The sequence below is a fragment of the Pseudomonas azotoformans genome (assembly GCF_001579805.1).
In the GTDB taxonomy this organism is placed as follows: domain Bacteria; phylum Pseudomonadota; class Gammaproteobacteria; order Pseudomonadales; family Pseudomonadaceae; genus Aquipseudomonas; species Aquipseudomonas azotoformans_A.
The window spans coordinates 180,062-202,481 of the sequence record NZ_CP014546.1; the positions used below are offsets into that span (position 1 = coordinate 180,062).

General features: G+C 59.9%; 20 protein-coding genes and 2 tRNA genes. 8 read left to right on the forward strand and 14 right to left on the reverse strand.

Going from position 1 to position 22,420, the window contains the following annotated elements; all coding sequences use genetic code 11:
- Positions 1-4 precede the first annotated feature (4 nt).
- Positions 5-1,066, reverse strand: a complete 1,062-nt coding sequence (gene dinB, locus AYR47_RS00875) for a DNA polymerase IV (RefSeq protein ID WP_033898570.1) — start codon at positions 1,064-1,066, stop codon at positions 5-7.
- A 279-nt stretch (positions 1,067-1,345) separates the two neighbouring features.
- On the opposite strand from dinB, the gene AYR47_RS00880 reads away from it, so the two are divergent.
- From AYR47_RS00880 to AYR47_RS00895, 4 genes are all read left to right on the forward strand, one after another.
- Positions 1,346-1,422 (forward strand) — tRNA-Met (locus AYR47_RS00880).
- 209 nt (positions 1,423-1,631) lie between these two features.
- Positions 1,632-1,708, forward strand: a tRNA-Met gene (locus AYR47_RS00885).
- Between the two features lie 279 nt (positions 1,709-1,987).
- The gene (gene mprF / locus AYR47_RS00890; protein WP_016977730.1) at positions 1,988-4,630 is read left to right on the forward strand and encodes a bifunctional lysylphosphatidylglycerol flippase/synthetase MprF; all 2,643 of its coding nucleotides are present in this window, start codon (positions 1,988-1,990) and stop codon (positions 4,628-4,630) included.
- Positions 4,630-5,910: a virulence factor family protein gene (locus AYR47_RS00895; protein ID WP_061433951.1), complete on the forward strand. Its 1,281-nt coding sequence runs from the start codon at positions 4,630-4,632 to the stop codon at positions 5,908-5,910. The genes mprF and AYR47_RS00895 overlap by 1 nt, the downstream gene beginning before the upstream one ends.
- Positions 5,911-6,088: 178 nt before the next feature.
- Here the strand turns inward: AYR47_RS00895 and recJ are convergent, their stop codons facing one another.
- The gene (gene recJ / locus AYR47_RS00900) at positions 6,089-7,798 is read right to left on the reverse strand and encodes a single-stranded-DNA-specific exonuclease RecJ (RefSeq protein WP_061433953.1); all 1,710 of its coding nucleotides are present in this window, start codon (positions 7,796-7,798) and stop codon (positions 6,089-6,091) included.
- A 103-nt stretch (positions 7,799-7,901) separates the two neighbouring features.
- Entirely contained in the window at positions 7,902-8,444 is a 543-nt protein-coding gene (locus tag AYR47_RS00905; RefSeq protein WP_016977727.1) for a YaeQ family protein, read from the reverse strand.
- 149 nt (positions 8,445-8,593) lie between these two features.
- On the opposite strand from AYR47_RS00905, the gene AYR47_RS00910 reads away from it, so the two are divergent.
- A complete protein-coding gene (locus tag AYR47_RS00910) occupies positions 8,594-9,793 on the forward strand; it encodes a CaiB/BaiF CoA transferase family protein (RefSeq protein WP_061433955.1) in 1,200 nt (399 codons plus the stop codon).
- Positions 9,793-10,659 carry a TIGR02285 family protein gene (locus tag AYR47_RS00915; protein WP_061433957.1) on the forward strand — a complete coding sequence of 289 codons (867 nt, stop codon included), beginning with the start codon at positions 9,793-9,795 and terminating at the stop codon, positions 10,657-10,659. Before AYR47_RS00910 ends, AYR47_RS00915 begins: the two co-directional genes overlap by 1 nt.
- Positions 10,660-10,829: 170 nt before the next feature.
- On the opposite strand, the gene AYR47_RS00920 is transcribed toward AYR47_RS00915, so the two are convergent.
- Positions 10,830-11,114, reverse strand: a complete 285-nt coding sequence (locus AYR47_RS00920) for a DUF3509 domain-containing protein (protein ID WP_033898579.1) — start codon at positions 11,112-11,114, stop codon at positions 10,830-10,832.
- Between the two features lie 314 nt (positions 11,115-11,428).
- Here AYR47_RS00920 and AYR47_RS00925 point away from each other — a divergent pair, with 314 nt between their 5' ends.
- The gene (locus tag AYR47_RS00925) at positions 11,429-11,638 is read left to right on the forward strand and encodes a hypothetical protein (RefSeq protein ID WP_033898580.1); all 210 of its coding nucleotides are present in this window, start codon (positions 11,429-11,431) and stop codon (positions 11,636-11,638) included.
- Positions 11,639-11,718: 80 nt separating this feature from the next.
- On the opposite strand, the gene thrC is transcribed toward AYR47_RS00925, so the two are convergent.
- The 4 genes from thrC to xerD form a co-directional block, all read right to left on the reverse strand.
- Positions 11,719-13,128: a threonine synthase gene (gene thrC / locus AYR47_RS00930; RefSeq protein WP_033898581.1), complete on the reverse strand. Its 1,410-nt coding sequence runs from the start codon at positions 13,126-13,128 to the stop codon at positions 11,719-11,721.
- A gap of 103 nt (positions 13,129-13,231) precedes the next feature.
- A complete protein-coding gene (locus AYR47_RS00935) occupies positions 13,232-14,536 on the reverse strand; it encodes a homoserine dehydrogenase (protein ID WP_033898582.1) in 1,305 nt (434 codons plus the stop codon).
- A 129-nt stretch (positions 14,537-14,665) separates the two neighbouring features.
- Positions 14,666-15,397: a thioredoxin fold domain-containing protein gene (locus tag AYR47_RS00940; RefSeq protein ID WP_010207987.1), complete on the reverse strand. Its 732-nt coding sequence runs from the start codon at positions 15,395-15,397 to the stop codon at positions 14,666-14,668.
- A 142-nt stretch (positions 15,398-15,539) separates the two neighbouring features.
- Positions 15,540-16,436, reverse strand: a complete 897-nt coding sequence (gene xerD / locus AYR47_RS00945; protein ID WP_033898583.1) for a site-specific tyrosine recombinase XerD — start codon at positions 16,434-16,436, stop codon at positions 15,540-15,542.
- A gap of 107 nt (positions 16,437-16,543) precedes the next feature.
- Here xerD and AYR47_RS00950 point away from each other — a divergent pair, with 107 nt between their 5' ends.
- Positions 16,544-18,352 (forward strand): cation:proton antiporter, encoded by a 1,809-nt coding sequence (locus AYR47_RS00950; protein WP_061433959.1) that lies wholly within the window; start codon positions 16,544-16,546, stop codon positions 18,350-18,352.
- On the opposite strand, the gene AYR47_RS00955 is transcribed toward AYR47_RS00950, so the two are convergent.
- The 6 genes from AYR47_RS00955 to ffh form a co-directional block, all read right to left on the reverse strand.
- Positions 18,353-18,766: an acyl-CoA thioesterase gene (locus AYR47_RS00955; protein WP_016977715.1), complete on the reverse strand. Its 414-nt coding sequence runs from the start codon at positions 18,764-18,766 to the stop codon at positions 18,353-18,355.
- A gap of 82 nt (positions 18,767-18,848) precedes the next feature.
- Complete coding sequence (gene rplS / locus AYR47_RS00960; protein WP_003175895.1) at positions 18,849-19,199, reverse strand: 50S ribosomal protein L19; 351 nt, start codon at positions 19,197-19,199, stop codon at positions 18,849-18,851.
- Positions 19,200-19,244: 45 nt separating this feature from the next.
- A complete protein-coding gene (gene trmD / locus AYR47_RS00965) occupies positions 19,245-20,018 on the reverse strand; it encodes a tRNA (guanosine(37)-N1)-methyltransferase TrmD (protein WP_016977714.1) in 774 nt (257 codons plus the stop codon).
- A complete protein-coding gene (gene rimM / locus AYR47_RS00970) occupies positions 20,000-20,536 on the reverse strand; it encodes a ribosome maturation factor RimM (RefSeq protein ID WP_061433961.1) in 537 nt (178 codons plus the stop codon). Before rimM ends, trmD begins: the two co-directional genes overlap by 19 nt.
- Before the next feature lie 5 nt (positions 20,537-20,541).
- Positions 20,542-20,793 (reverse strand): 30S ribosomal protein S16, encoded by a 252-nt coding sequence (rpsP, locus tag AYR47_RS00975; protein WP_003175899.1) that lies wholly within the window; start codon positions 20,791-20,793, stop codon positions 20,542-20,544.
- A gap of 250 nt (positions 20,794-21,043) precedes the next feature.
- Positions 21,044-22,420 (reverse strand): signal recognition particle protein, encoded by a 1,377-nt coding sequence (gene ffh, locus AYR47_RS00980; protein ID WP_003193965.1) that lies wholly within the window; start codon positions 22,418-22,420, stop codon positions 21,044-21,046.

Sequence of the window (22,420 nt, forward strand, 5' to 3'; positions counted from 1 at the left end):
ATGATTAGTGGCTGAACAGCTCCAGCTGTTCATTGCCACCACTCAGGTCCAGCAACCGTACCCCAATCCCCAGCAACCGCACCGGCTTCCCGCCGCGATTGAACGCCTGCGTCAGCAGCTGTTGATAACTCTCCAGATCCCGCCCTGCCCCCGCCTGCTCCAAGGTGGTCTGGGTAAAGTCATGAAACTTCACCTTAACGAACGGCTTGCCCGCGCGATAACTGCTGTCGATGCGCGCCATGCGTCCGGCCAGGGTTTCCATCAGTTCAGGGAGCTTGGCCAGGCAGCTTGAGAGGTCCGGTAAATCCACGTCGTAGGTATTTTCCACACTGATCGACTGGCGGCGACTGTCGTTCTGCACCACGCGGTCATCGATCCCACGGGCCAGGCTCCACAGCCGCTCGCCAAAACTGCCGAATTCGCGCACCAGCGCCAGCTTGTTCCACTCGCGCAACTGCAGGCAGTCTTCGATCCCCAGGCGCGCCAGCTTGTCCGCCGTGACCTTGCCTACGCCGTGCAACTTGCTCACGCGCAATTGCGAGACGAAGTCTTCGACCTGGTCGGGGGTGATCACAAAGAGTCCGTTGGGCTTCTTCCAGTCGCTGGCGATCTTGGCCAGGAACTTGTTCGGCGCCACGCCGGCGGACACGGTAATGTGCAACTGGTTGGAGACACGCCGGCGAATATCCTGGGCGATGCGCGTGGCACTGCCGCCGAAATGTGGGCTGTCGGACACGTCCAGATAGGCTTCATCCAGCGACAACGGCTCGATCAGGTCGGTGTAGTCGCGAAAGATCGTCTGGATTTCCTTCGACGCTTCTTTATAAGCATCCATACGCGGCTTGACGATGGTCAGGTCCGGGCACAGCTTCAAGGCGTGGCGTGACGACATGGCCGAGCGCACGCCATAGGCCCGCGCCTCGTAGTTGCAAGTGGCGATCACCCCCCGTCGGTCGGCCGAGCCACCTACCGCCAGCGGTTTTTGCGCCAGGCTCGGGTCATCGCGCATCTCGATGGCGGCGTAGAAGCAATCACAGTCGACGTGGATGATTTTGCGCTGCGTCATATAAACGGGGTGTGTACCTACGGGTGGCCAGTATCGCATTCACACCTGTATATAGCACCAGTAGTTTGATTCTTCCGCTTGAGCGGTAGGAAAAATCCCAGATGAATTTATTTTCTCAATCGAATTTGGCTTGCTGATAGAGCTGAAACCCTCGGCCAGACTGGGCTGGCGGGGTATCAAGAGGCCTTGTTGGAGAGCTAACCGATTGAACCACAAGCGCTTTTCTTCGATTCACGGGTTGACACACCCGCGTTCCTCTGTAGAATGCCGACACACAGACGCGGGATGGAGCAGTCTGGTAGCTCGTCGGGCTCATAACCCGAAGGTCGTCGGTTCAAATCCGGCTCCCGCAACCAAACATCAAAAAAGGCTACTCGAAAGAGTGGCCTTTTTTGTGTCTGCTCGTTTTTCCTTCCTGTACGAAAATTGTAAGACAAAAAAATCTTTACTCGTCGCGCACTTACCGTCCTTGGTCAACGTGTAACGACAAATTCACACTTATTTGACCCATGAGCCCATTAACGGTTGACACCCCGCCGTTGGGCTGTAGAATGCCGCCCACAGACGCGGGATGGAGCAGTCTGGTAGCTCGTCGGGCTCATAACCCGAAGGTCGTCGGTTCAAATCCGGCTCCCGCAACCAAACATCAAAAAAGGCTACTCGAAAGAGTGGCCTTTTTTGTATCCGGTGAAAAAGTTCTTCTGAAACAATGGCATGGCATCTTTCATGAAACCGCACGCGGTTTGTAGAGTCCATCTCATTGCAAGCTATGCTCAATGCTCAAGCGCTACCCTCTACGACCAATGGCCGCAGTCGCCGCACCCGGTGATACGCGTTAATATTTGTAATTATTTTGTCCATAGGGATTGGTAACTTGGCTGGATACCTCCATCCTGTCGCGCACAATCCACGAGGTGATTGATGCGCGCCAACTCGTCTGAACCACAAGACACTGTCACAGCAGAACAACCGATCACACCCACCCGTTTGCGTTGGCTGGATCTGGTGAGCAAGTACCGGCAACCCATCGGGCTGGCCGTCACTCTATTGTTGTTCGCCATCGCCCTGATCGCCTGCCGCCACCTGCTGCTGGAACTGGACCTCTACGCCCTCCACGATTCGATCCTGGAAGTGCCCAAGCCCGCCCTGCTCGGCGCGTTTGCGGCGGCCGTGGCCGGTTTCGTCATTCTATTGGGCTACGAATTTTCCGGTGCGCGCTACGCGGGCGTGAACCTGCCCGCCAAAACCCTGGCCTTGGGTGGCTTTACCGCGTTTGCCATCGGCAATGCGATTGGCCTGTCGATGCTCTCCGGCGGTTCGGTGCGTTACCGTTTATATGCACGCCATGGCATCGGGGCTTCGGAAGTCGCCCACATGACAGTGTTCGCCAGCCTGGCGCTCGGCACTGCACTGCCGCCGCTGGCTGCATTGGCGACATTGAGCAACCTGCCCGCCGCATCGACCTACCTGCATTTGCCACAGGCCGTACTGGGCGGTATTGCTGGCGCGGTGCTGTTGTTGTCGGCAGTGTTGTGCATCGGCATTTATCGCCGTCGCCTGCCGGAACAACCCTACCCGGATAACCTGTTGGTAAAAGCCGGTCGTCGTACCTTGCGCCTGCCGGGTCGCCGCCTGACCTTCCTGCAACTGATCATTACCGCGCTGGACGTGGCCGCTGCCGCCACTGTTCTTTATATGCTGCTGCCGGAAGCGCCACCGTTCGGTCCTTTCCTGCTTGTTTACCTGTTGGCCTTGGCTGCCGGTGTACTCAGCCATGTCCCGGGCGGCGTGGGCGTATTCGAAGCGATCCTGCTGGCGGCCTTCGCCGACAAACTGGGTGCCGCGCCATTGGCCGCCGCCCTGCTGCTGTATCGCATGATCTATGTGGTGCTGCCGCTGTTGATTGCCTGCGTGTTCCTGTTGGTCAACGAAGCGCAGCGACTGTTCCAGACCCAGCAAAGCCTGCGGGTTGCCTCTGGGCTGGCCGCGCCAGTGCTGGCCGTACTGGTTTTTTTGTCCGGCGTGGTCCTGCTGTTCTCTGGCGCCACGCCCGAAATCGACTCACGCCTGGAAAACATCGGCTTCCTGATTCCCCACCGCCTGATTGACGCCTCGCACTTTGGCGCCAGCCTGATCGGCGTGCTGTGCCTGTTGCTGGCCCAGGGCCTGCGCCGACGCTTATCGGCCGCCTGGATGCTGACCATGGTGCTGCTGTTGGTCGGCGCCCTGCTCTCGCTGCTCAAGGGTTTCGACTGGGAAGAAGCCAGCCTGATGACCATGACCGCGATCCTGCTGGCGATCTTCCGACGCTCGTTTTATCGCGCCAGCCGCCTGACCGAACTGCCCTTCTCGCCGCTGTACCTGGTGGCCAGTGTCTGCGTGCTGGGCGCTTCGATCTGGCTGTTGCTGTTCGCCTATCAAGACGTGCCTTACAGCCATCAGCTGTGGTGGCAGTTCACCCTCGACGCCAACGCCCCACGCGGCCTGCGTTCGCTGTTGGGTGCCGCTGTGGTGCTGGTGGTTGTGTCGCTGACCTGGCTGCTGCGCACCGCCCGCCCGGTGATCCACCTGCCGACACCCGACGAACTGGAGCGCGCCAGTAAGATCCTGATGGCCTCGTCCCAGCCCGACGGTGGCCTGGCGCTTACCGGTGACAAGGCGCTGCTGTTCCACCCCAATGATGAAGCGTTCCTGATGTATGCCCGTCGCGGCCGTAGCCTGGTAGCGTTGTACGACCCGATCGGCCCGACCCAGCCGCGGGCCGAGATGATCTGGCAGTTCCGTGACCTGTGCGACATCCACCACGCGCGCCCGGTGTTCTACCAGGTCCGCGCCGAGAACCTGCCGTACTACATGGACATCGGCCTCACCGCCATCAAGCTGGGCGAAGAAGCCCGTGTCGACCTGAAACGCTTTGACCTGGAAGCCAAGGGCAAAGAGATGAAGGACCTGCGCTACACCTGGAACCGTGGCTCGCGAGACGGCCTGTCCCTGGAGATCTGCGAGCCGGGCACCGCGCCGATGGACGAGCTCAAGGTGATCTCCGATGCCTGGCTGACCGGCAAAAACGTGCGGGAAAAAGGCTTTTCCCTGGGACGTTTCAGCGACGACTACCTCAAGCACTTTCGTATTGCGATCATTCGCTTCGAAGGGCGCCCGGTGGCCTTCGCCAACCTGCTCGAGACCTACAACCACGACCTGGCCAGTCTCGACCTGATGCGCGCCCACCCGGATGCGCCCAAGCTGACCATGGAGTTCATGATGGTCGGCCTGATTCAACACTATAAGAGTCACGGCTACGCCCGCTTCAGCCTCGGCATGGTGCCGTTGTCGGGCCTGCAACCGCGACGCGGCGCCCCGTTGACCCAACGCCTGGGTTCGATGGTGTTCCGTCGTGGCGAGCAACTGTATAACTTCCAAGGTTTGCGCCGCTTCAAAGACAAGTTCCAGCCTGACTGGGAACCCCGTTACATGGCCGTGCCCGCAGGACTTGATCCGCTGGTGGCACTGGCCGATACCGCCGCCCTGATCGCGGGCGGCTTGACTGGATTGGTGAAACGCTGATGATTCGACGCTCCTGGCGGTATGTATTGGCCTTTGTAGTGCTGCTCACCCTGGTCCTGGGTGGCGGCTATTGGTACTGGAACCGCCCTGCCCCGCAGCCGACCCTGGAGCAATTGCCCCAGGCCGATGGCTCGGTGATGACCCGCGTCACCCCGTACGGCACGCCGAAAGCCCGCGTGGCCGTGGCCGTGATGGCTGCCGATGTGCTGACCGACAGCCAACTGATTGCCTTGAGCCAAGGCGGCAAGGCGCAGATTGTCCAGGTGATCCTGCCCAAGGACGACTGCAAGCTGCAGGAACAAGCGCTGCAAAGCGCCCTGGGTCAGCTCAAGGGCCCCGCGACGCTGGTCAGCGGTATCGGCCCTGGTGCAAGCCTGGCATGGCGCTGGCTGGCCGCTCAGATCGACGACAAGGCCAACGCCATCTCCGTCGGTTTCGCCATGACCCAGGAAGGTTGCAAGGACCCGCTGCCGAAAACGGCCGCCCACGGCAATTGGCTGGTGGCCTGGAACGACAACCCTGAGGATGATGCTGCCAGTTTCGTACGCGACACTCCGCGTGCCACCACCAGCATCAGCGACTATGACATTCACTACCCGCAAGTGCTGAATAACGAGTTGCGCAAGCAACTGGTGGGTTCGGACAACGGCGGCCTGGCGATTCCGGTGGTTGAAGTCCCGGCCGGCCAAGCGAAAGATACCGTCACCCTGTTCCTCTCCGGTGATGGCGGCTGGCGTGACCTGGACCGTGACGTGGCCGGTGAGATGGCCAAGATCGGCTACCCGGTGGTGGGTATCGACACCCTGCGCTACTACTGGCAGCACAAGACCCCGGAACAAAGCGCCAAGGACCTCACCGAACTGATGCAGCACTACCGTCAGAAATGGGGCACCAAGCGCTTCGTATTGACCGGTTATTCGTTCGGCGCCGATGTGTTGCCGGCCATCTACAACCGTATGCCGGAAAACGAGCAGCAGCGTGTGGACGCAATCATCCTTCTGGCGTTTGCGCGCACGGGCAGCTTCGAGATTGAAGTGGAAGGCTGGTTGGGCAACGCCGGTAAAGAAGCCGCCACTGGTCCAGAAATGGCCAAGCTGCCACCTGAGAAAGTGGTGTGCATCTACGGTGCGGAAGAGGTCGACGAGAGCGGTTGCACGGATAAGACGGCCGTGGGTGAAGCGCTGAAGTTGCCAGGCGGGCATCACTTCGATGAGAACTACCCGGCGCTGGCCAAGCGGTTGGTGGATATCATCGTCAAACACCAGGCCAAAGCCGAATAGCCTCCCCCAATGTAGTTAGCGGGCTTGCCCCGCGCTGGGCTGCGCAGCGGCCCTAAAACCAAACGCCGCATTCTGCCTGACAGAATGCGGCGTTTTTATCAGGGCGGCTTCGCCACCCAACGCGGGGCAAGCCCGCTCACCACAACAAGCCCGCTCACCACAAAAAAACCGCTGAGATTTAGCGAGGTTCGATGTGGGCAATCATCAGCTGCACAGTCTCATTCCCACGAAACTCGTTCACATCCAGCTTGTACGCCAATTCCACCCAACGCACGGTCGGGTTCGGCCAGACCTCACGGTCCACCCCAAAGGCAATGCCATCGAGTTTCACTGACCCGCATTCAGTCTTGAGCACCACCTTCAGGTGCCGCTCACCCACCACACGCTGCTCCACCAACTGGAATACACCGTGAAAGACCGGCTCGGGAAAGTGCTGCCCCCACGGCCCGGCATGTCGCAACGCGCGGGCCAGTTCCAGGTGAAATTCTTCCACCGCCAGGGTGCCGTCCGACAGCAGCCGACCGGTCAGGTCTTCTTCACGCAATTGGCGACGCACTTCAGCATCAAAGGCTTCGGCAAACAGCGGGAAGTTTTCTTCGGGCAACGTCAGCCCCGCCGCCATGGCGTGGCCGCCGTACTTGGCGATCAGGTTGGGATGCTGGCTCGCAACCACCGCCAGCGCATCACGGATATGAAACCCCTGCACAGAGCGCCCTGAGCCCTTGAGCAAGCCATCACCGGCGTCGGCGAAGGCGATGGTCGGGCGAAAGTAACGTTCTTTCATACGCGACGCGAGAATCCCGATCACGCCTTGGTGCCATTCCGGGTCGAACAGGCACAAGCCGTAAGGCATCGACTCCACCGGCAAGTCCTTGAGCTGGGCCAGGGCCTCGCGCTGCATGCCTTGCTCGATGGATTTGCGGTCCTGGTTCATGCCGTCCAGTTGCGCGGCCATTTCCCGCGCCGCGGCAACGTCGGTGGTGAGCAGGCATTCGATACCCAGGCTCATGTCATCCAGGCGACCGGCAGCGTTCAGGCGTGGCCCGAGGATAAATCCTAGATCGGTGGAGGTGATACGCGTGGCATCGCGCTTGGCCACTTCCAGGATCGCCTTGATCCCCGGCCGCGCACGACCGGCGCGGATACGCTCAAGGCCTTGATGCACCAGGATGCGGTTGTTGGCGTCCAGGGGCACCACGTCGGCGACGCTGCCCAGGGCAACCAGGTCGAGCAATTCACCAATGTTGGGCTGAGGCTTATTCTCGTACCAGCCCAAGCTGCGCAGGCGCGCGCGCAGGGCCATCAGCACATAAAAGATCACGCCGACACCGGCCAGTGCTTTGCTCGGGAATTCGCAGCCAGGCTGGTTCGGGTTGACGATGGCATCCGCCGCCGGCAACTCATCGCCGGGCAAGTGGTGGTCCGTCACCAGCACCTGCAACCCCGCCGCTTTCGCCGCCGCCACGCCTTCGACGCTGGAAATGCCGTTGTCCACAGTGATCAGCAATTGCGGCTCACGCTGCAGGGCGACTGCAACGATTTCCGGGGTCAGGCCATAGCCGTACTCGAAACGATTGGGCACCAGGTAGTCAACATGGGCCGCACCGAGCAAACGCAGGCCCAGGGTGCCCACGGTGCTGGCCGTGGCGCCATCGGCGTCAAAGTCACCCACGATAAGGATGCGCTGGCGCTGCTCCAGCGCGGTCACCAGCAAGTCCACCGCCGCGTCGATTCCCTTTAGCTGCTGGTAGGGAATCAACCGCGCCAGGCTTTTATCCAGCTCAGCCTCGGACTGCACCCCGCGCGCGGCGTAGAGACGGGTCAACAGCGGTGGCAATTCACCGAGAAACGGCAGGACGGCGGGTAACGGGCGAGGATCGATACGCATGGGAAGCTGGGGAGTTCTCTATTAAAGGAATTGTTGGCTTCAAGCTTCAAGCTTCAAGCTTCAAGCTTGCAGCTAAATGCTTGCCGCTTGACGCTGCCACTCTTCAACCGCGTTCGCCGACCAACCACTGCAACTGCACTTCATGCTGGCCACGGTCGTCGGTGACGAACATCGTGCCTTCGCTGATCATCACGTCCCACTTGATGACGCGTGGCATGTCCTTGGCCAGGGTCTCGAGGACTTCCTGGGGCACGGCGGCGATGTGTACGTTTTTCAGGTTGTTCGCCACCGGCACGACCTTGCCTTCCCACACGCGCAAGCTGCCGTAGGCCAGCAGGCTGGTGCGCTCGGTGCGACGCGAGCACCAGGTGAGGCGGTCGGCATCGGGCTGGCCGACTTCGATCCAGTGCAGAACCCGATCATCCAGGCTTTTTTCCCACAGGGCTGGCTCGTCTACATCTGACAGTCCGCGCCCGAACGACAGCTGCTCGTTGTACCAGAGGGCGTAGGCCAGCAGGCGCACAGTCATGCGCTCTTCCGTTTCCGACGGATGGCGGGCGATGGTCTGTTTGACACTCTCGTACACCGAGCGATCAAGGTCGGTGAGGTTGAGTTCGAATTTGTAGGTCGTGGACGGCTGGGCCATGAACGGGCTTCTAGAGACAGGGAAAGGCGGCCAGTCTAACCGATGGCGGGGTCATTCAACGAATCGTGCGCTGCATCATCCTTATCCCTGGCCTGCCCGCCTATGTTAAAAGGCATCACATTACCGCTCTTGCGCAGACAAGGATCCTCATGCCGTTCAACGCCAAACCGCTTGCCGGACTGAAAGTCATCGAACTCGGCACCCTGATCGCCGGCCCATTTGCCTCACGTATCTGCGCGGAATTCGGCGCTGAGGTGATCAAGGTCGAATCGCCCGACGGCGGCGACCCCCTGCGCAAATGGCGCAAGCTGTACGAGGGCACGTCGCTGTGGTGGTTCGTGCAGGCGCGCAACAAGCAGTCGCTGACGCTGAACCTCAAGCACCCGGACGGCCTGGTCATCCTCAAGCAGTTGCTGGCCGACGCCGACATCCTGATCGAGAATTTCCGCCCCGGCGTGCTGGAGAAACTCGGCCTGAGCTGGGAAACCCTGCACGCCCTCAACCCCAAGCTGGTGATGGTGCGCCTCTCCGGCTTTGGCCAGACCGGGCCGATGAAAGACCAGCCAGGGTTTGGCGCCGTGGGCGAATCCATGGGCGGCCTGCGCTACATCACCGGCTTTGAAGACCGCCCGCCGGTCCGCACCGGCATTTCCATCGGTGACTCGATCGCCGCGCTGTGGGCGGTGATTGGTGCGCTGATGGCGCTGCGTCATCGCGAAGTCAACGGCGGCCTGGGACAAGTGGTGGATGTGGCGCTGTACGAAGCCATCTTCGCCATGATGGAAAGCATGATCCCGGAGTTCGACGTGTTTGGCTTCATCCGTGAACGCACCGGCAACATCATGCCCGGTATCACGCCCTCCTCGATCCACACCAGCGCCGATGGCAAGCATGTGCAGATTGGCGCCAACGGCGATGCGATTTTCAAGCGCTTCATGTCCGCCATTGGCCGTGAGGATTTGGCCAACGACCCTGCACTTGCCAGCAATGACGGGCGCGATAGCCGCCGTGATGAACTGTACGGCGTGATTGATCGCTGGGTGAATTCGCTACCGCTGGATCAGGTGGTAGAGATCCTGAATAAGGCCGAAGTACCCGCCAGCCGCATCTACAGCGCCGAGGACATGCTCGGCGACCCGCAATTCCTGGCCAGGGAGATGTTCCTCAAGGCCAAGTTGCCTGGCGGCAAGGACTTCAAGATGCCCGGCATCGTGCCCAAGCTGTCGGACACGCCGGGCAGCTGCGAGTGGGTTGGGCCGCAGTTGGGTGAACATAACAGTGTGGTGCTGGGCGGGCTGGGTTACGACGCTGCCGCGATTGCGCGTTTACGTGAGGCAGGCGCGATCTGATGGTCCGCAGGCTTGCCCAGCTTTTCCTCAGCGTCATGCTCGCCTGGGGCCCGACCGCCAGCGCCGAAGACACGCTGATCTGGTTATTGCGCGACTTGCCACCACTGACCATTTTCGAAGGCCCAAGCAAAGGCCAGGGCGCGCTGGATCAGTTGCTGCCGATACTCATCCAACGCCTGCCGGAATATCGGCACCAGGTGCTGCACGTCAATCGCGCGCGGGGCATGCAAATGCTGCGTGAGCCCACGTTCACCTGTGACCCCTCATTGCTGTGGACGGCCGAGCGGGCCAGATACGTCGTCTTTTCCAGCCAGGCATTTGTGGTCGCCAGCAATGGCGTCACGGTGCGGCGTAACCAGCAAGAAGCCATGGCGCCCTACATCACGCAAGGCCAGTTTGACCTGCAGGCGTTCCTTGATGCCCACAAAACCCGGGTGGGTGCCATCGCAGAGCGCAGCTACGGGCCTGTCATCGATGAACGGCTCAAGCACGCCGATGCGCACAAGCTCGCACTGCATTACGGTAACGACGCCCTGGGTAGCCTGTTGCAGATGCAGCGCCTGGGCAGGCTTGAGGCGGTGTTGGGTTATTGGCCGGAAATCCGCTATCACGCGATGCAACAGGGTATCGCCTCGGACGACCTGATCTTTTACCCCATCCAAGGCTCGGCACCTTACCAACACACGCACATCGGCTGTTCGGACACGCCTCAGGGACGCCAGGCCATCGAGCGGATCAACCAGGTATTGCACGAGATCCCACAGGAGCAGGTACAGCAGTCCTACGCCTCATGGCTGGACCCGGTCATGCGCGAACAGTATCTGCGCGATAACCCAAGCTTTTTCCAGGATTCGAAGGAGCCGTGACAAATCGCGGGCAAAAAGAAACCCCGAAGCGTGGGGAGACACTTCGGGGTTAAACGTGGCCTACAAAGACCAGTACAACAAGGCACAAACACCGGAGCACAATGTTTGCTCTTGCTGTTACGAAATCTGACCGGCCACGTTGTAGGAAGTTTCCACAGTTAAACAATTCTTCATGCGGCGGTGGCGCTGCGGGTCTGGGCTGCGTTGCGCAAGGCCGCGATGACCGAGGGCTCCAGGCGCCCCTCAGCGATTTTAATGTCGCGTAGCAGACAGTCCACCACATCCACCAGCACGCGCTTGTCCATCAATTGGGCGCGGTCGACTTCACGTTCGACCACGATGGCGCCAGCAGGATTCTTCACGGTTACCAGGCACTCGTCCTGCACACCAGAGGTGGTCAGCGTAACCTGATAAGGGCTCAGTGCTTCTTCGAGCAATAGGCTGATACTTTCCATCTCGATCACCACTCAATAGTTCGGGAACAATCGTTTCAACGGGAGCTGCATCTATCCTAAGTGACTGTTTGTGACGTAGGAAAGTTCGCTTTATCGTCTTTATGGGGCCGTCAGGGGGTGACGGATTCCAGCATGCGCTTGCAACATGACAGGGAAAAAACGGCGGCACATAACTGCTTACGCAATGGGCGGCTGTTTTGGGGTTGGCCGAGGGCTGAGACCCGAAGTGAATCCTATACTCGGTGAGCGCTGGTAATGCTGCTACGCAGATAAAAGCGCATGTCAAAAGGCCCTTATTGCGAAGGATGAAGACAATGTTGGAACACAACAGAGAACAGGCTGCGCTAGAGAAGATTCACGCTGATATTTCACGCATCTATGCCGAGCAACGCAAACTCAATGCCGAAGCTCACAAGATAACCCGTGAGAACTTCTGGTACCCGTTGGCTGTGGTCATGGCCATGTTCACGGTATTCGGCACGGTATTAGCCATCGTACAAAAAATAATCACATTAGTGGTTTGAGCCAACCGGGCCTGCCAGATACAAAAAAACGCCGCTGACCCAAGGAAGGGAAAGCGGCGTTTTTGTCTGCGCGGTGCGCCTTACAACGGCTTGCCCCGGTTGCCATGCTGGCTCACAAACGCCTGCACAGCCTTCAAGTCATTGGCCAGCACAGTGCAACGCTCTTCACGCTCAAACAAATCGGTCAGGTGCACTGGCAATTCCAGCGCCTTGCCCACACCCGCCTTCTCCACCGCTTCCGGGAATTTGACCGGATGGGCAGTGCCCAGGATCACCATCGGGATGTCCAGGCTGCGACGGCATTCGCGGGCGGCCTTCACACCGATGGCAGTGTGCGGGTCGAGCAACTCACCGGTCTGGGCGTAGACTTCAGCGATGGTTTCGCAGGTCTGTGCATCGTCAACGGCCAGGGAATCGAACAGCTTGCGGGTTTCGGTCCAGCGCTCTTCGTCAACGCTGAAACCGCCACCGCTTTTGAAGGTGTCCATCAAGCCAGCAATGGCTGCGCCGTTGCGACCGTGCATGTCGAACAGCAGGCGCTCGAAGTTCGACGAGACCATGATGTCCATGGACGGCGACAGCGTGGCGTGCAGGGTTTCCTTGACGTACTGGTTGCCGCTCATGAAGCGGTGCAGGATGTCGTTGCGGTTGGTGGCGACGATCAACTGGTTGATCGGCAGGCCCATGTTGCGCGCCAGGTAACCGGCGAAGATGTCGCCGAAGTTGCCGGTCGGCACCGAGAACGATACCGAACGCGCCGGGCCGCCCAACTGCAGGGACGCGTGGAAGTAGTAGACGATCTGGGCCATGATCCGCGCCCAGTTGATCGAGTTCACCGCTACGAGGCGCGTGCCCTTCAGGAAGCTCTGGTCAGCGAAGCTGTTCTTGACCATTTCCTGGCAGTCATCGAAGTTGCCTTCTATGGCGATGTTGTGGATGTTCTCACCAAAGATGGTGGTCATCTGGCGACGCTGCACTTCCGATACGCGCTTGTGCGGGTGCAGGATGAAGATGTCCACGTTTTCGCAGTGCTTGCACCCTTCGATGGCGGCCGAACCGGTGTCACCGGAGGTGGCGCCGATGATCACCACGCGCTCGCCGCGCTTCTCCAGCACGTAATCGAGCAGGCGACCCAGCAGTTGCAGGGCGAAATCCTTGAACGCCAGGGTTGGGCCGTGGAACAGTTCCAGTACCCATTCGTTACCGTTCAGTTGGCGCAGCGGTGCGATGGCGTTGTGGGAAAACACGCCATAGGTCTCTTCCAGAATCTTCTTGAAATCCGCATCCGGAATGCTGCCGGTGACGAACGGGCGCATCACGCGGAACGCCAGCTCGTGGTACGGCAGGCCGGCCCAGGAAGCGATTTCTTCCTGGGTGAAGCGTGGCAGGTTTTCCGGCACGTACAGGCCGCCGTCAGTGGCAAGGCCTGCCAGCAAAACGTCTTCGAAATTCAGGGCCGGTGCCTGGCCGCGGGTGCTGATATAACGCATAGGGGCAAACCTTCGGTTTGGGCTTCAAGCTTCAAGCTTCAAGCTGCAAGTCGAAGCGGTTCTGCTTTCACTTGCAGCTTGCAGCTTGGCGCTTGCAGCTGAATTAATTCAAATGTTCGACGCGAATCCGGACGACCGGCCCAACCACGCCCTGGAGAGCTTCCAGTGCCTGGATGGCATCATTGATGTGCTGTTCGAGCACGCGGTGAGTCAGCAGGATCATCGGCACCTGGCCGTTTTGCTCCTCGACTTCCTTCTGCATGATCGACTCGATGTTGATACCACGCTCCGACAGGATGCTCGCAACCTGGGCCAACACGCCTGGATGGTCCTGGGCCTGGATGCGCAGGTAGTAGGCACTTTCGCAGGCTTCGATCGGCAGGATCGGGTGCGCCGACAGCGAGTCCGGCTGGAAGGCCAGGTGCGGCACGCGGTTTTCCGGGTCGCTGGTCATGGCGCGGACCACGTCCACCAGGTCGGCGATCACCGACGAGGCGGTCGGCTCCATGCCGGCGCCGGCGCCGTAGAACAGGGTCGAACCCGCCGCATCACCGTTGACCATCACGGCGTTCATCACGCCATTGACGTTGGCGATCAGGCGGTCGGCCGGGATCAGCGTCGGGTGCACACGCAACTCGATACCGGCCGGTGTGCTACGCGCCACACCCAGGTGCTTGATGCGATAGCCCAAGGCTTCGGCATAGTTCACGTCGGCAGTGGTCAGCTTGGTGATGCCTTCGGTGTAGGCCTTGTCGAACTGCAGCGGAATACCAAAGGCAATGGAGGCCAGGATGGTCAGCTTGTGCGCCGCATCGATGCCTTCTACGTCGAAGGTCGGGTCGGCTTCGGCGTAACCCAGGGCTTGGGCTTCGGCCAGCACGTCTTCGAAGGTACGGCCCTTCTCGCGCATTTCGGTAAGGATGAAGTTACCGGTGCCGTTGATGATGCCGGCCACCCAGTTGATGCGGTTGGCGGACAGGCCTTCACGGATCGCCTTGATTACCGGGATGCCACCGGCCACGGCGGCTTCGAACGCGACAATCACACCCTTCTCACGCGCCTTGGCGAAGATCTCGTTGCCGTGCACGGCGATCAGCGCCTTGTTGGCAGTGACCACGTGCTTGCCGTTCTCGATGGCCTTGAGCACCAGCTCACGGGCCACGGTGTAGCCGCCGACCAGCTCGATGACGATATCGATTTCAGGGTTGGTGGCAACGGCGAAGACATCGTTGGTAATCGCAATACCGGTCGTTTCGAACTGAGGCTTTGGCGAACGCGTGGCAATTTGCGCCACTTCAATCCCGCGACCTGCACGGCGGGAAATTTCCTCAGCGTTACGCTGAAGTACGTTAAAGGTGCCGCCACCGACGGTCCCCAACCCACAGATGCCTACTTTGACCGGTTTCACTGAAGAACTCCCCATGAAACGGCCGACGCTAGGTCGGCCGTGGAAAACAGCCGCACGACTGCGGCTTGCAATTAACGACCCGCCGACGTGTCAGCGAGCCTTGATCGTCGACGTTTCGACGATACTGATTTATTTGGCACTGAGCGCCAGTTTGGCAACTTGTGGTGCCGGCTGGTAGCCCGGAATCACTTGGCCGTCAGCCAAAACGATGGCCGGTGTACCGTTCACGCCGATGGACTGCCCCAGGGCGAACTGCTTGGAAACCGGGTTGGCACATTTGGCCGCCTTGATTTCCTTGCCATCGACCATCTTGTCCATGGCGGCTTTCTTGTCGGCCGAGCACCACACCGCTTGCAGCTGCTCGTCACCCGGCGAACCCAGGCCCTGGCGCGGGAAGGCGACGTAGCGTACTTCCACACCCAGCTTGTTCAACGCCGGCACTTCGGCGTGCAGCTTGTGGCAGTACGGGCAGGTGGTGTCGGTGAACACGGTGATGTGGGTCTTGGTCTCGCCGATGGCCGGGTAAACCACGGTTTCCGCTACCGGGATGCCGTTGATCAGCTTGGACACGCCCAGGCGCTCGGCTTTCTCGGTGAGGTTGACCGGCTTGCCGTCCTTCAGCTGGAACAGGTAGCCCTGGACGATGTACTGGCCGTCGGCACTGGCGTACAGCACGCGGCTGCCCTTGAGCTTGACTTCATACAGGCCGGCCATAGGGCTGGCGCTGATGCTTTCGATCGGGGTATCGAGTTGCAGGTTGGCCAGGCTCTTGCGGATGGTCTGCTCGGCAGCGTCATCGGCGAAGGCAAAGGTGGAAACCAACGCAATGGCTGCGGCGGCAATAATCTGGGTCAAGCGCATGGGAACTCCTGAAGGCAGATGCAGGGACGGGAGCAGTAGCGCCGATGTGAAAACTCGGGCATGGGCCGTCCCCTTTGCTAACCGGCAAAGCCTACCACAGTTGGGCCGCAGGGCAGCCCGTGGCGGGATAAATTGGCGGTTTTCAGCCGCGTGGGTGATGCTTGGCGTGCATATCCTGCAAACGTGCGCGCGCGACATGGGTGTAGATCTGGGTTGTGGATAAGTCGCTGTGGCCGAGCAGCATCTGCACCACGCGCAAATCCGCACCGTGGTTGAGCAAATGCGTGGCGAAGGCATGGCGCAAGGTGTGCGGCGACAGGGTCTTGCCAATCCCGGCAACCTTCGCCTGGTGCTTGATGCGATGCCAAAACGTTTGCCGGGTCATCTGCTCGCCGCGCAGGCTGGGAAACAATACGTCGCTGGGCCGTCCGCCCAGCAGCTCACTGCGCGCATCACGCATATAGCGCTCGACCCACACAATCGCCTCCTCGCCCATGGGCACCAGCCTTTCCTTGCTGCCCTTGCCCATCACCCGCAGCACGCCCTGGCGCAGGTTGACTTGCTCCAGGGTCAGGCTGATCAACTCGGTCACCCGCAGGCCACAGGCGTATAGAACCTCCAGCATGGCGCGGTCGCGCTGGCCGATGGCTTCGCTGAGGTCGGGGGCGGCCAGTAAGGCCTCCACGTCAGTTTCTGACAGAGACTTAGGAAGAGGCCTACCTAATTGTGGCATGTCGACTTGTAGAGTCGGATCCACCGTTATCAACTTTTCACGCAACAGATAGCGATAAAAGCCACGCACTCCGGAGAGAAATCTCGCCGTGGAACGTGGCTTGTAGTTTTGCTCAAGGCGCCAGGCCAGGTGGTCGAGAATCAGCTCGCGCCCAGCATTGATCAGCTCGAGGTTTTTCTCCTGCAGCCAACCGTTGAACAGGGCCAGGTCACTGCGGTAGGCCTGGCGCGTATTGTCCGACAGGCCTTTTTCCAGCCAGAGGGCGTCGAGAAAACGGTCGATAAGCAGGTGATCAATGGCAGGCATGGGCACTCAAGCGACGCGGCACGGGGCTTTGCGGCAATTAATTAGTGAACTGTGATTAGGGTCACTAGTCTTTCATAGCCCGCTACTTCAAGGAACAGGAAGCTTTAATGAACGAACAACAGATTTTGCTGGCCTTTGGCGGCATTGGCGTGGCGGCACTCGGCTGCCAATGGCTGGCCTGGCGCCTGAAACTGCCGGCCATTCTGTTCCTGTTACTGAGCGGGATTCTGGCAGGACCGGTACTGGGCTGGCTCGACCCGCAGGAAATGTTCGGCCCTCTGCTGATGCCGCTGGTGTCGCTGGCGGTGGCGCTGATTCTGTTTGAAGGCAGCCTGACCCTGCACCTGTCGGAATGGAAGGAAATCGGCAGCGTGGTGCATCGCCTGGTCACGCTTGGCGCGCTGTCGACCTGGGCGGTGATCACCTTGGCGACCCACTGGCTGCTGGGTTTCGACTGGATGCTCGCACTGCTGTTCGGCACGCTGACCTTGGTCACAGGCCCGACCGTCATCGTTCCCATGTTGCGCGTGGTGCGCCCCAAGGCCTCCATCGCCAACATCCTGCGCTGGGAAGGCATTGTCATTGACCCTATCGGCGCCCTGCTGGCGGTCGTGGTGTACAGCTTCATCATCAGCCGTGCTTCCGGCGATGGCTTGAGCCATAGCCTGCTGACCTTCGGCGGGGTGATCGTCTGCGGTAGCCTGTTCGGGATAGCTGGCGGCTGGGTATTGGGGCAGATCATGCGGCGGCAGTGGTTGCCGGAATACCTGCATAACCTGGCGACGCTGGCCGGGGTGCTGGGGGTATTTATCGCCTCTAACGAAGTCATGCATGAATCCGGCTTGCTGGCGGTGACCCTGATGGGCATGTGGATGGCCAACATGAAGGGCGTGGATGTGCGGCACATTCTGCACTTCAAGGAGAACCTCAGCGTGTTGCTGATTTCCGGCCTGTTTATCCTGCTGGCGGCACGCCTGGATCTGAACGCCTTGATTGCGCTGGGACCGTTCGTACTGATCCTGTTGCTGATCATTCAATTCATCGCCCGCCCTTTGAATGTCGCGCTGTCGACCGTCGGCTCGAAACTGAATTGGCGGGAGCGCGCACTGCTGGCATGGATCGCCCCGCGCGGGATTGTGGCGGCTGCGGTGTCGGCAATCTTTGCGATTCGCCTGGATGAAGCCGGGCACGCCGGTGCGCTGCTGTTGGTGCCACTGACCTTTGCGGTGATCATCGGCACCGTGGTGCTGCAAAGTGCGACCGCACGACCCTTGGCCCGCCTGCTGAAAGTTGCTGAGCCCGCCCCCAGTGGCTTCCTGATCGTCGGCGCGAACGGCCCGGCACGCATGCTGGGCAAGGCATTGCAGCAACTCGGCAGCCGCGTGCTGCTGACGGACTCAAGCTGGGAGAATATCCGCGCCAGTCGGATGGAAGGGCTTCCCACCTATTTCGGCAACCCGGCCTCCCAGCATGCCGAATCGCACCTGGACCTGGTTGGGCTTGGGCATTTACTGGCGCTCTCCCCGTCCGGCGAACTGAATACCCTGGCCGCGATGCGTTTTCGTCACGACTTCGGCCACCGCCTGTTCACCCTGAGCAGCAGCCAGGAGAGCCGCCGCACCGATAAACACCGAGCCAGCCATGAACACCGTGGCCAGTTGCTGGGCAGTCAACCCTTGAGTTACACCAAGCTCGCCAGCCTATTGGGCCAAGGCGCCGAGCTGTATAGCACGCATCTCACAGAGGGCTTCGGCTGGGAGCAATACCAAACGCTCCATGGGGAACGCGCCACGCTGCTGTTTGCCCGAGATGTCAGCGGGTGGGTGCATGTGGTCACCCCGGACAGCAGTGTGAAGCCCGTAGCCGGTTGGACCTTGCTAGCCGTGATCCAACCCGAGAACCACACAACCGGCTGATCAGTCGGCAAACCCAGGCAATACCGGTACAGGGCGTTTGTCGGCGTCAATCGCGACAAAGCTGAACACGCCCTGGATCGCCTTCTCGCGACCATCGGCGCTCATGCTCTCGACGAACACTTCCACTTCAACCTTGAGGCTGGTGTTGCCGACCTTGATCACGCGGCCGATCAGCTCAACGATGGAGCCGGCCGGGATCGCGTGGTTGAAGTCGATGCGGTCGGTGGAGACTGTCACCAGCGGCAGGCGACAGAAACGGGTGGCCGTGATGAACGACACTTCATCCATCCAGGCCAGGGCGGTGCCACCGAACAAAGTGTTGTGGTGGTTGGTGGTCGGCGGGAACACGGCCTTGGTCACGTGGGTCACGGACAGGTCGGTGCGGCGCTGGATTTCTTCGAGGCGGGTGGTCATGGACAAATACCGGCAGATAGACAAATTTCAGGCACAAAAAAGCAGCCCGTAGGCTGCTTTTTTCTGCATCGGGAAGCTGGACTTAAGCCAGTTTTTCCTTGATGCGAGCTGCTTTACCGGACAGGTCGCGCAGGTAGTACAGCTTGGCTTTACGTACGTCACCGCGACGCTTGACGGCCATGCTGTCGATTTGCGGGCTGTAGGTCTGGAAAGTACGCTCTACGCCAACACCGTTGGAGATTTTACGAACAGTGAAAGCACTGTTCACACCACGGTTACGCTTGGCAATTACCACGCCTTCGAACGCTTGCAGACGCGAACGGTCGCCTTCCTTCACTTTCACCTGAACGACAATGGTGTCGCCCGGGGCAAAGGTAGGGATCTCTTTGGTCATCTGCTCTGCTTCGAGTGCAAGGATGATTTTGTTAGTCATGCTGTGCTCCTAAGGTAAGTCAATGGACCTACCATCGATACGTTGTTAACTATCGTCCCGCGCGAGGATGTATTCCTCGAGCAGCTTCTTCTCTTCTCCAGAAAGCGAGCGGCTTTCCAGAAGATCGGCGCGTCGTTCATAGGTCCGACCAAGGGACTGCTGTAAACGCCAACGCCGGATGTGTGCGTGATTGCCACTTAGCAATACGTCGGGAACACGCTGATCCGCATACACCTCCGGTCGGGTGTAGTGCGGGCAATCCAGCAAACCATCCGTGAAGGAATCTTCCTCCGCGGAGTCCGCATGCCCTAAAGCTCCAGGCAGCAGTCGTGTAACCGCATCTATCAGGACCATCGCCGGCAGCTCGCCGCCAGACAGGACATAGTCCCCAATCGACCACTCTTCATCGACATGAGCTTCAATAAACCGCTCGTCAATGCCTTCATAGCGACCGGCAATCAGGATCAGTGCTTCCTCATTCGCCAGTTCGCGGACCCCAGCCTGTTTCAGCTGACGGCCTTGAGGGGACAGGTAAATTACCTTCGCCTTCTCCCCGGCGGCAGCCTTGGCCTGAACCAACGCGTCTTCCAGGGGCTTGATCTTCATCACCATGCCCGGACCACCGCCAAATGGGCGATCGTCTACAGTGTGATGTCGATCCGTCGTGTAGTCTCGCGGGTTCCAACAGGTGAGCTGCAACAGCCCCTGTTTCACCGCCCGACTGGTGATGCCGTACTCGCTGATGGCGGAAAACATCTCGGGAAACAAACTGATCACTTCAATGCGCAAATTAGCCACGCTTAGAAGTCCGCGTCCCATTCCACCTTCATCTCGCCCGCGACCAGGTCGACGGCCAACACGCATTGCGCCGTATAGGGCAACAGGCGTTCGCGATCATCCAGGCTGCCAGCGCAAGGCCTGACCACCATTACATCATTGGCGCCGGTTTCCAGAAGATGATCGATTTTCCCGAACAATTGCCCGAGTTGATCAATAACCTTCAGACCTTCCAGTTGGTACCAGTAGTACTCGCCGTCGGTCAATTCAGGGAACAGGTCTCGCGGCACGCAGATCTCATAACCGGCCAGAAGACGAGCTTCTTCACGGTCATCAAGACCCTTGAGCTTTGCGACCAGGAACTTATCGCTCCCGCGTCCACTGACCAGCTCAACCTGCTTCACACTACCTTCGCGCTTGAGCGTCCAGGTCTTGTACTGCAACAGGTTTTCAGTCGGATCAGTAAAGGAATACACCTTCACTTCGCCGCGAACGCCATGAACAGAGTAAATCTTGCCGATAACGATCAAATCATCAGCAACAGCTGGCGTCGCGTTCATATTGCTCAGGCTGCGGCCTTAGCCGAGTCCTTCAACAGTTTTGCAACGCGCTCGGATGGCTGTGCACCCACGCTCAGCCAGTAGGCTACGCGCTCTTGGTTCACGGACAGACGAACTTCTTGACCACGAGCAACAGGGTTGAAGAAACCAACCTGTTCCTTGTGCGAACCGTCACGCGGGTTGCGGCTGTCGGTTACGGTCAAGTGGTAAAACGGGCGCTTTTTGGAGCCGCCAAGGGCAAGACGGATTGTTAGCATGTGAACATCGTTCCTGTAGTCGGTGCTGCAAATCTAAATGCACAGCGGGCATAGGTGCCCGAAAGGCCGCATATTCTAAGGAATATCCGGACTTTTGCAAATGTCTTTTTCTGGCGCCTATCAGCGTGCCACTCAGATCTGCTATAGAGCCGTCGGTTAAAACGGCGAGTCAGCGCCCGCCAACGGCGGGTTTGCTGGAGATCCCACGTCCCTGTGGGTCGGAGCAAAAGCGGGCTTTTGCTCGAATTCTTTACATTTTGGGCATACCGCCGCCGGGCAACATACCGCCCATGCCGCGCATCATCTTGGCCATTCCGCCTTTGGCGGAGAATTTCTTCATCATCTTCTGCATCTGCTTGTGCTGCTTGATCAAGCGACCGATGTCCTGCACCTGGGTGCCGGAACCCATGGCGATCCGACGTTTGCGCGAACCGCTGATCAGCTCAGGGTCGCGGCGCTCGGCCGGGGTCATGGAATTGATGATGGCTTCCATCTGCTTGAACTGCTTCTCTGCCGCACCCTGGGCATTGCCCATCTGCGCCAGGTTCACACCGCCGATGTTCGGCAGCTTGTCCATCAGGCCGCCGAGGCCGCCCATGTTCTTCATCTGTTGCAGCTGGTCGCGGAAATCTTCGAGGTCGAAGCCCTTGCCCTTCTTCAGTTTCTTGGCCAGTTTATCGGCCTTGTCCTTGTCGAGGGTGGCTTCGGCCTGTTCGATCAGGCTGAGCACGTCGCCCATGCCGAGGATGCGCGAGGCGATACGCTCAGGATGGAAGGGTTCGAGCGCTTCGCTCTTCTCGCCCATACCGATGAACTTGATCGGCTTGCCGGTGATGGCACGTACCGACAGCGCGGCACCGCCACGGGCGTCACCGTCGACCTTGGTCAGGATCACGCCGGTCAGTGGCAGTGCATCACCAAAGGCCTTGGCGGTGTTGGCCGCATCCTGACCGGTCATGGCGTCGACCACGAACAGCGTCTCGACCGGGTTGATCGCGGCATGCAGCGCCTTGATCTCGCCCATCATCTCTTCGTCGATGTGCAGGCGACCGGCGGTATCGACGATGACCACGTCGATGAATTTGAGCTTGGCTTCTTTAATAGCCGCGTTGGCGATGTCGACCGGCTTCTGGCTCAGGTCGGACGGGAAGAAGGTCACGCCCACTTCGCCCGCGAGCATTTCCAGCTGCTTGATAGCGGCCGGACGGTAGACGTCAGCCGACACCACCATCACGGACTTCTTCTTGCGCTCTTTAAGGAAGCGCGCCAGCTTGCCAGCGGTGGTGGTCTTACCCGCACCCTGCAGACCGGCCATCAGCACCACGGCCGGTGGCACGGCGCTGAGGTTCAAATCTTCGTTGGCCGCGCCCATCAGGCTTTCGAGCTCAGCCTGGACGATCTTCACGAACGCCTGGCCCGGTGTCAGGCTGCGGGACACTTCGGTGCCTACCGCGCGCTCTTTGACCGAGTTGACGAAGTCCTTCACCACCGGCAAGGCGACGTCGGCTTCCAGCAACGCCATGCGCACTTCGCGCAGGGTGTCTTTAATATTGTCCTCGGTCAGCTTGGCCTTGCCGGTGACGTGGCGCAGCGTCTGCGAGAGACGGTCAGTCAGATTTTCAAACAT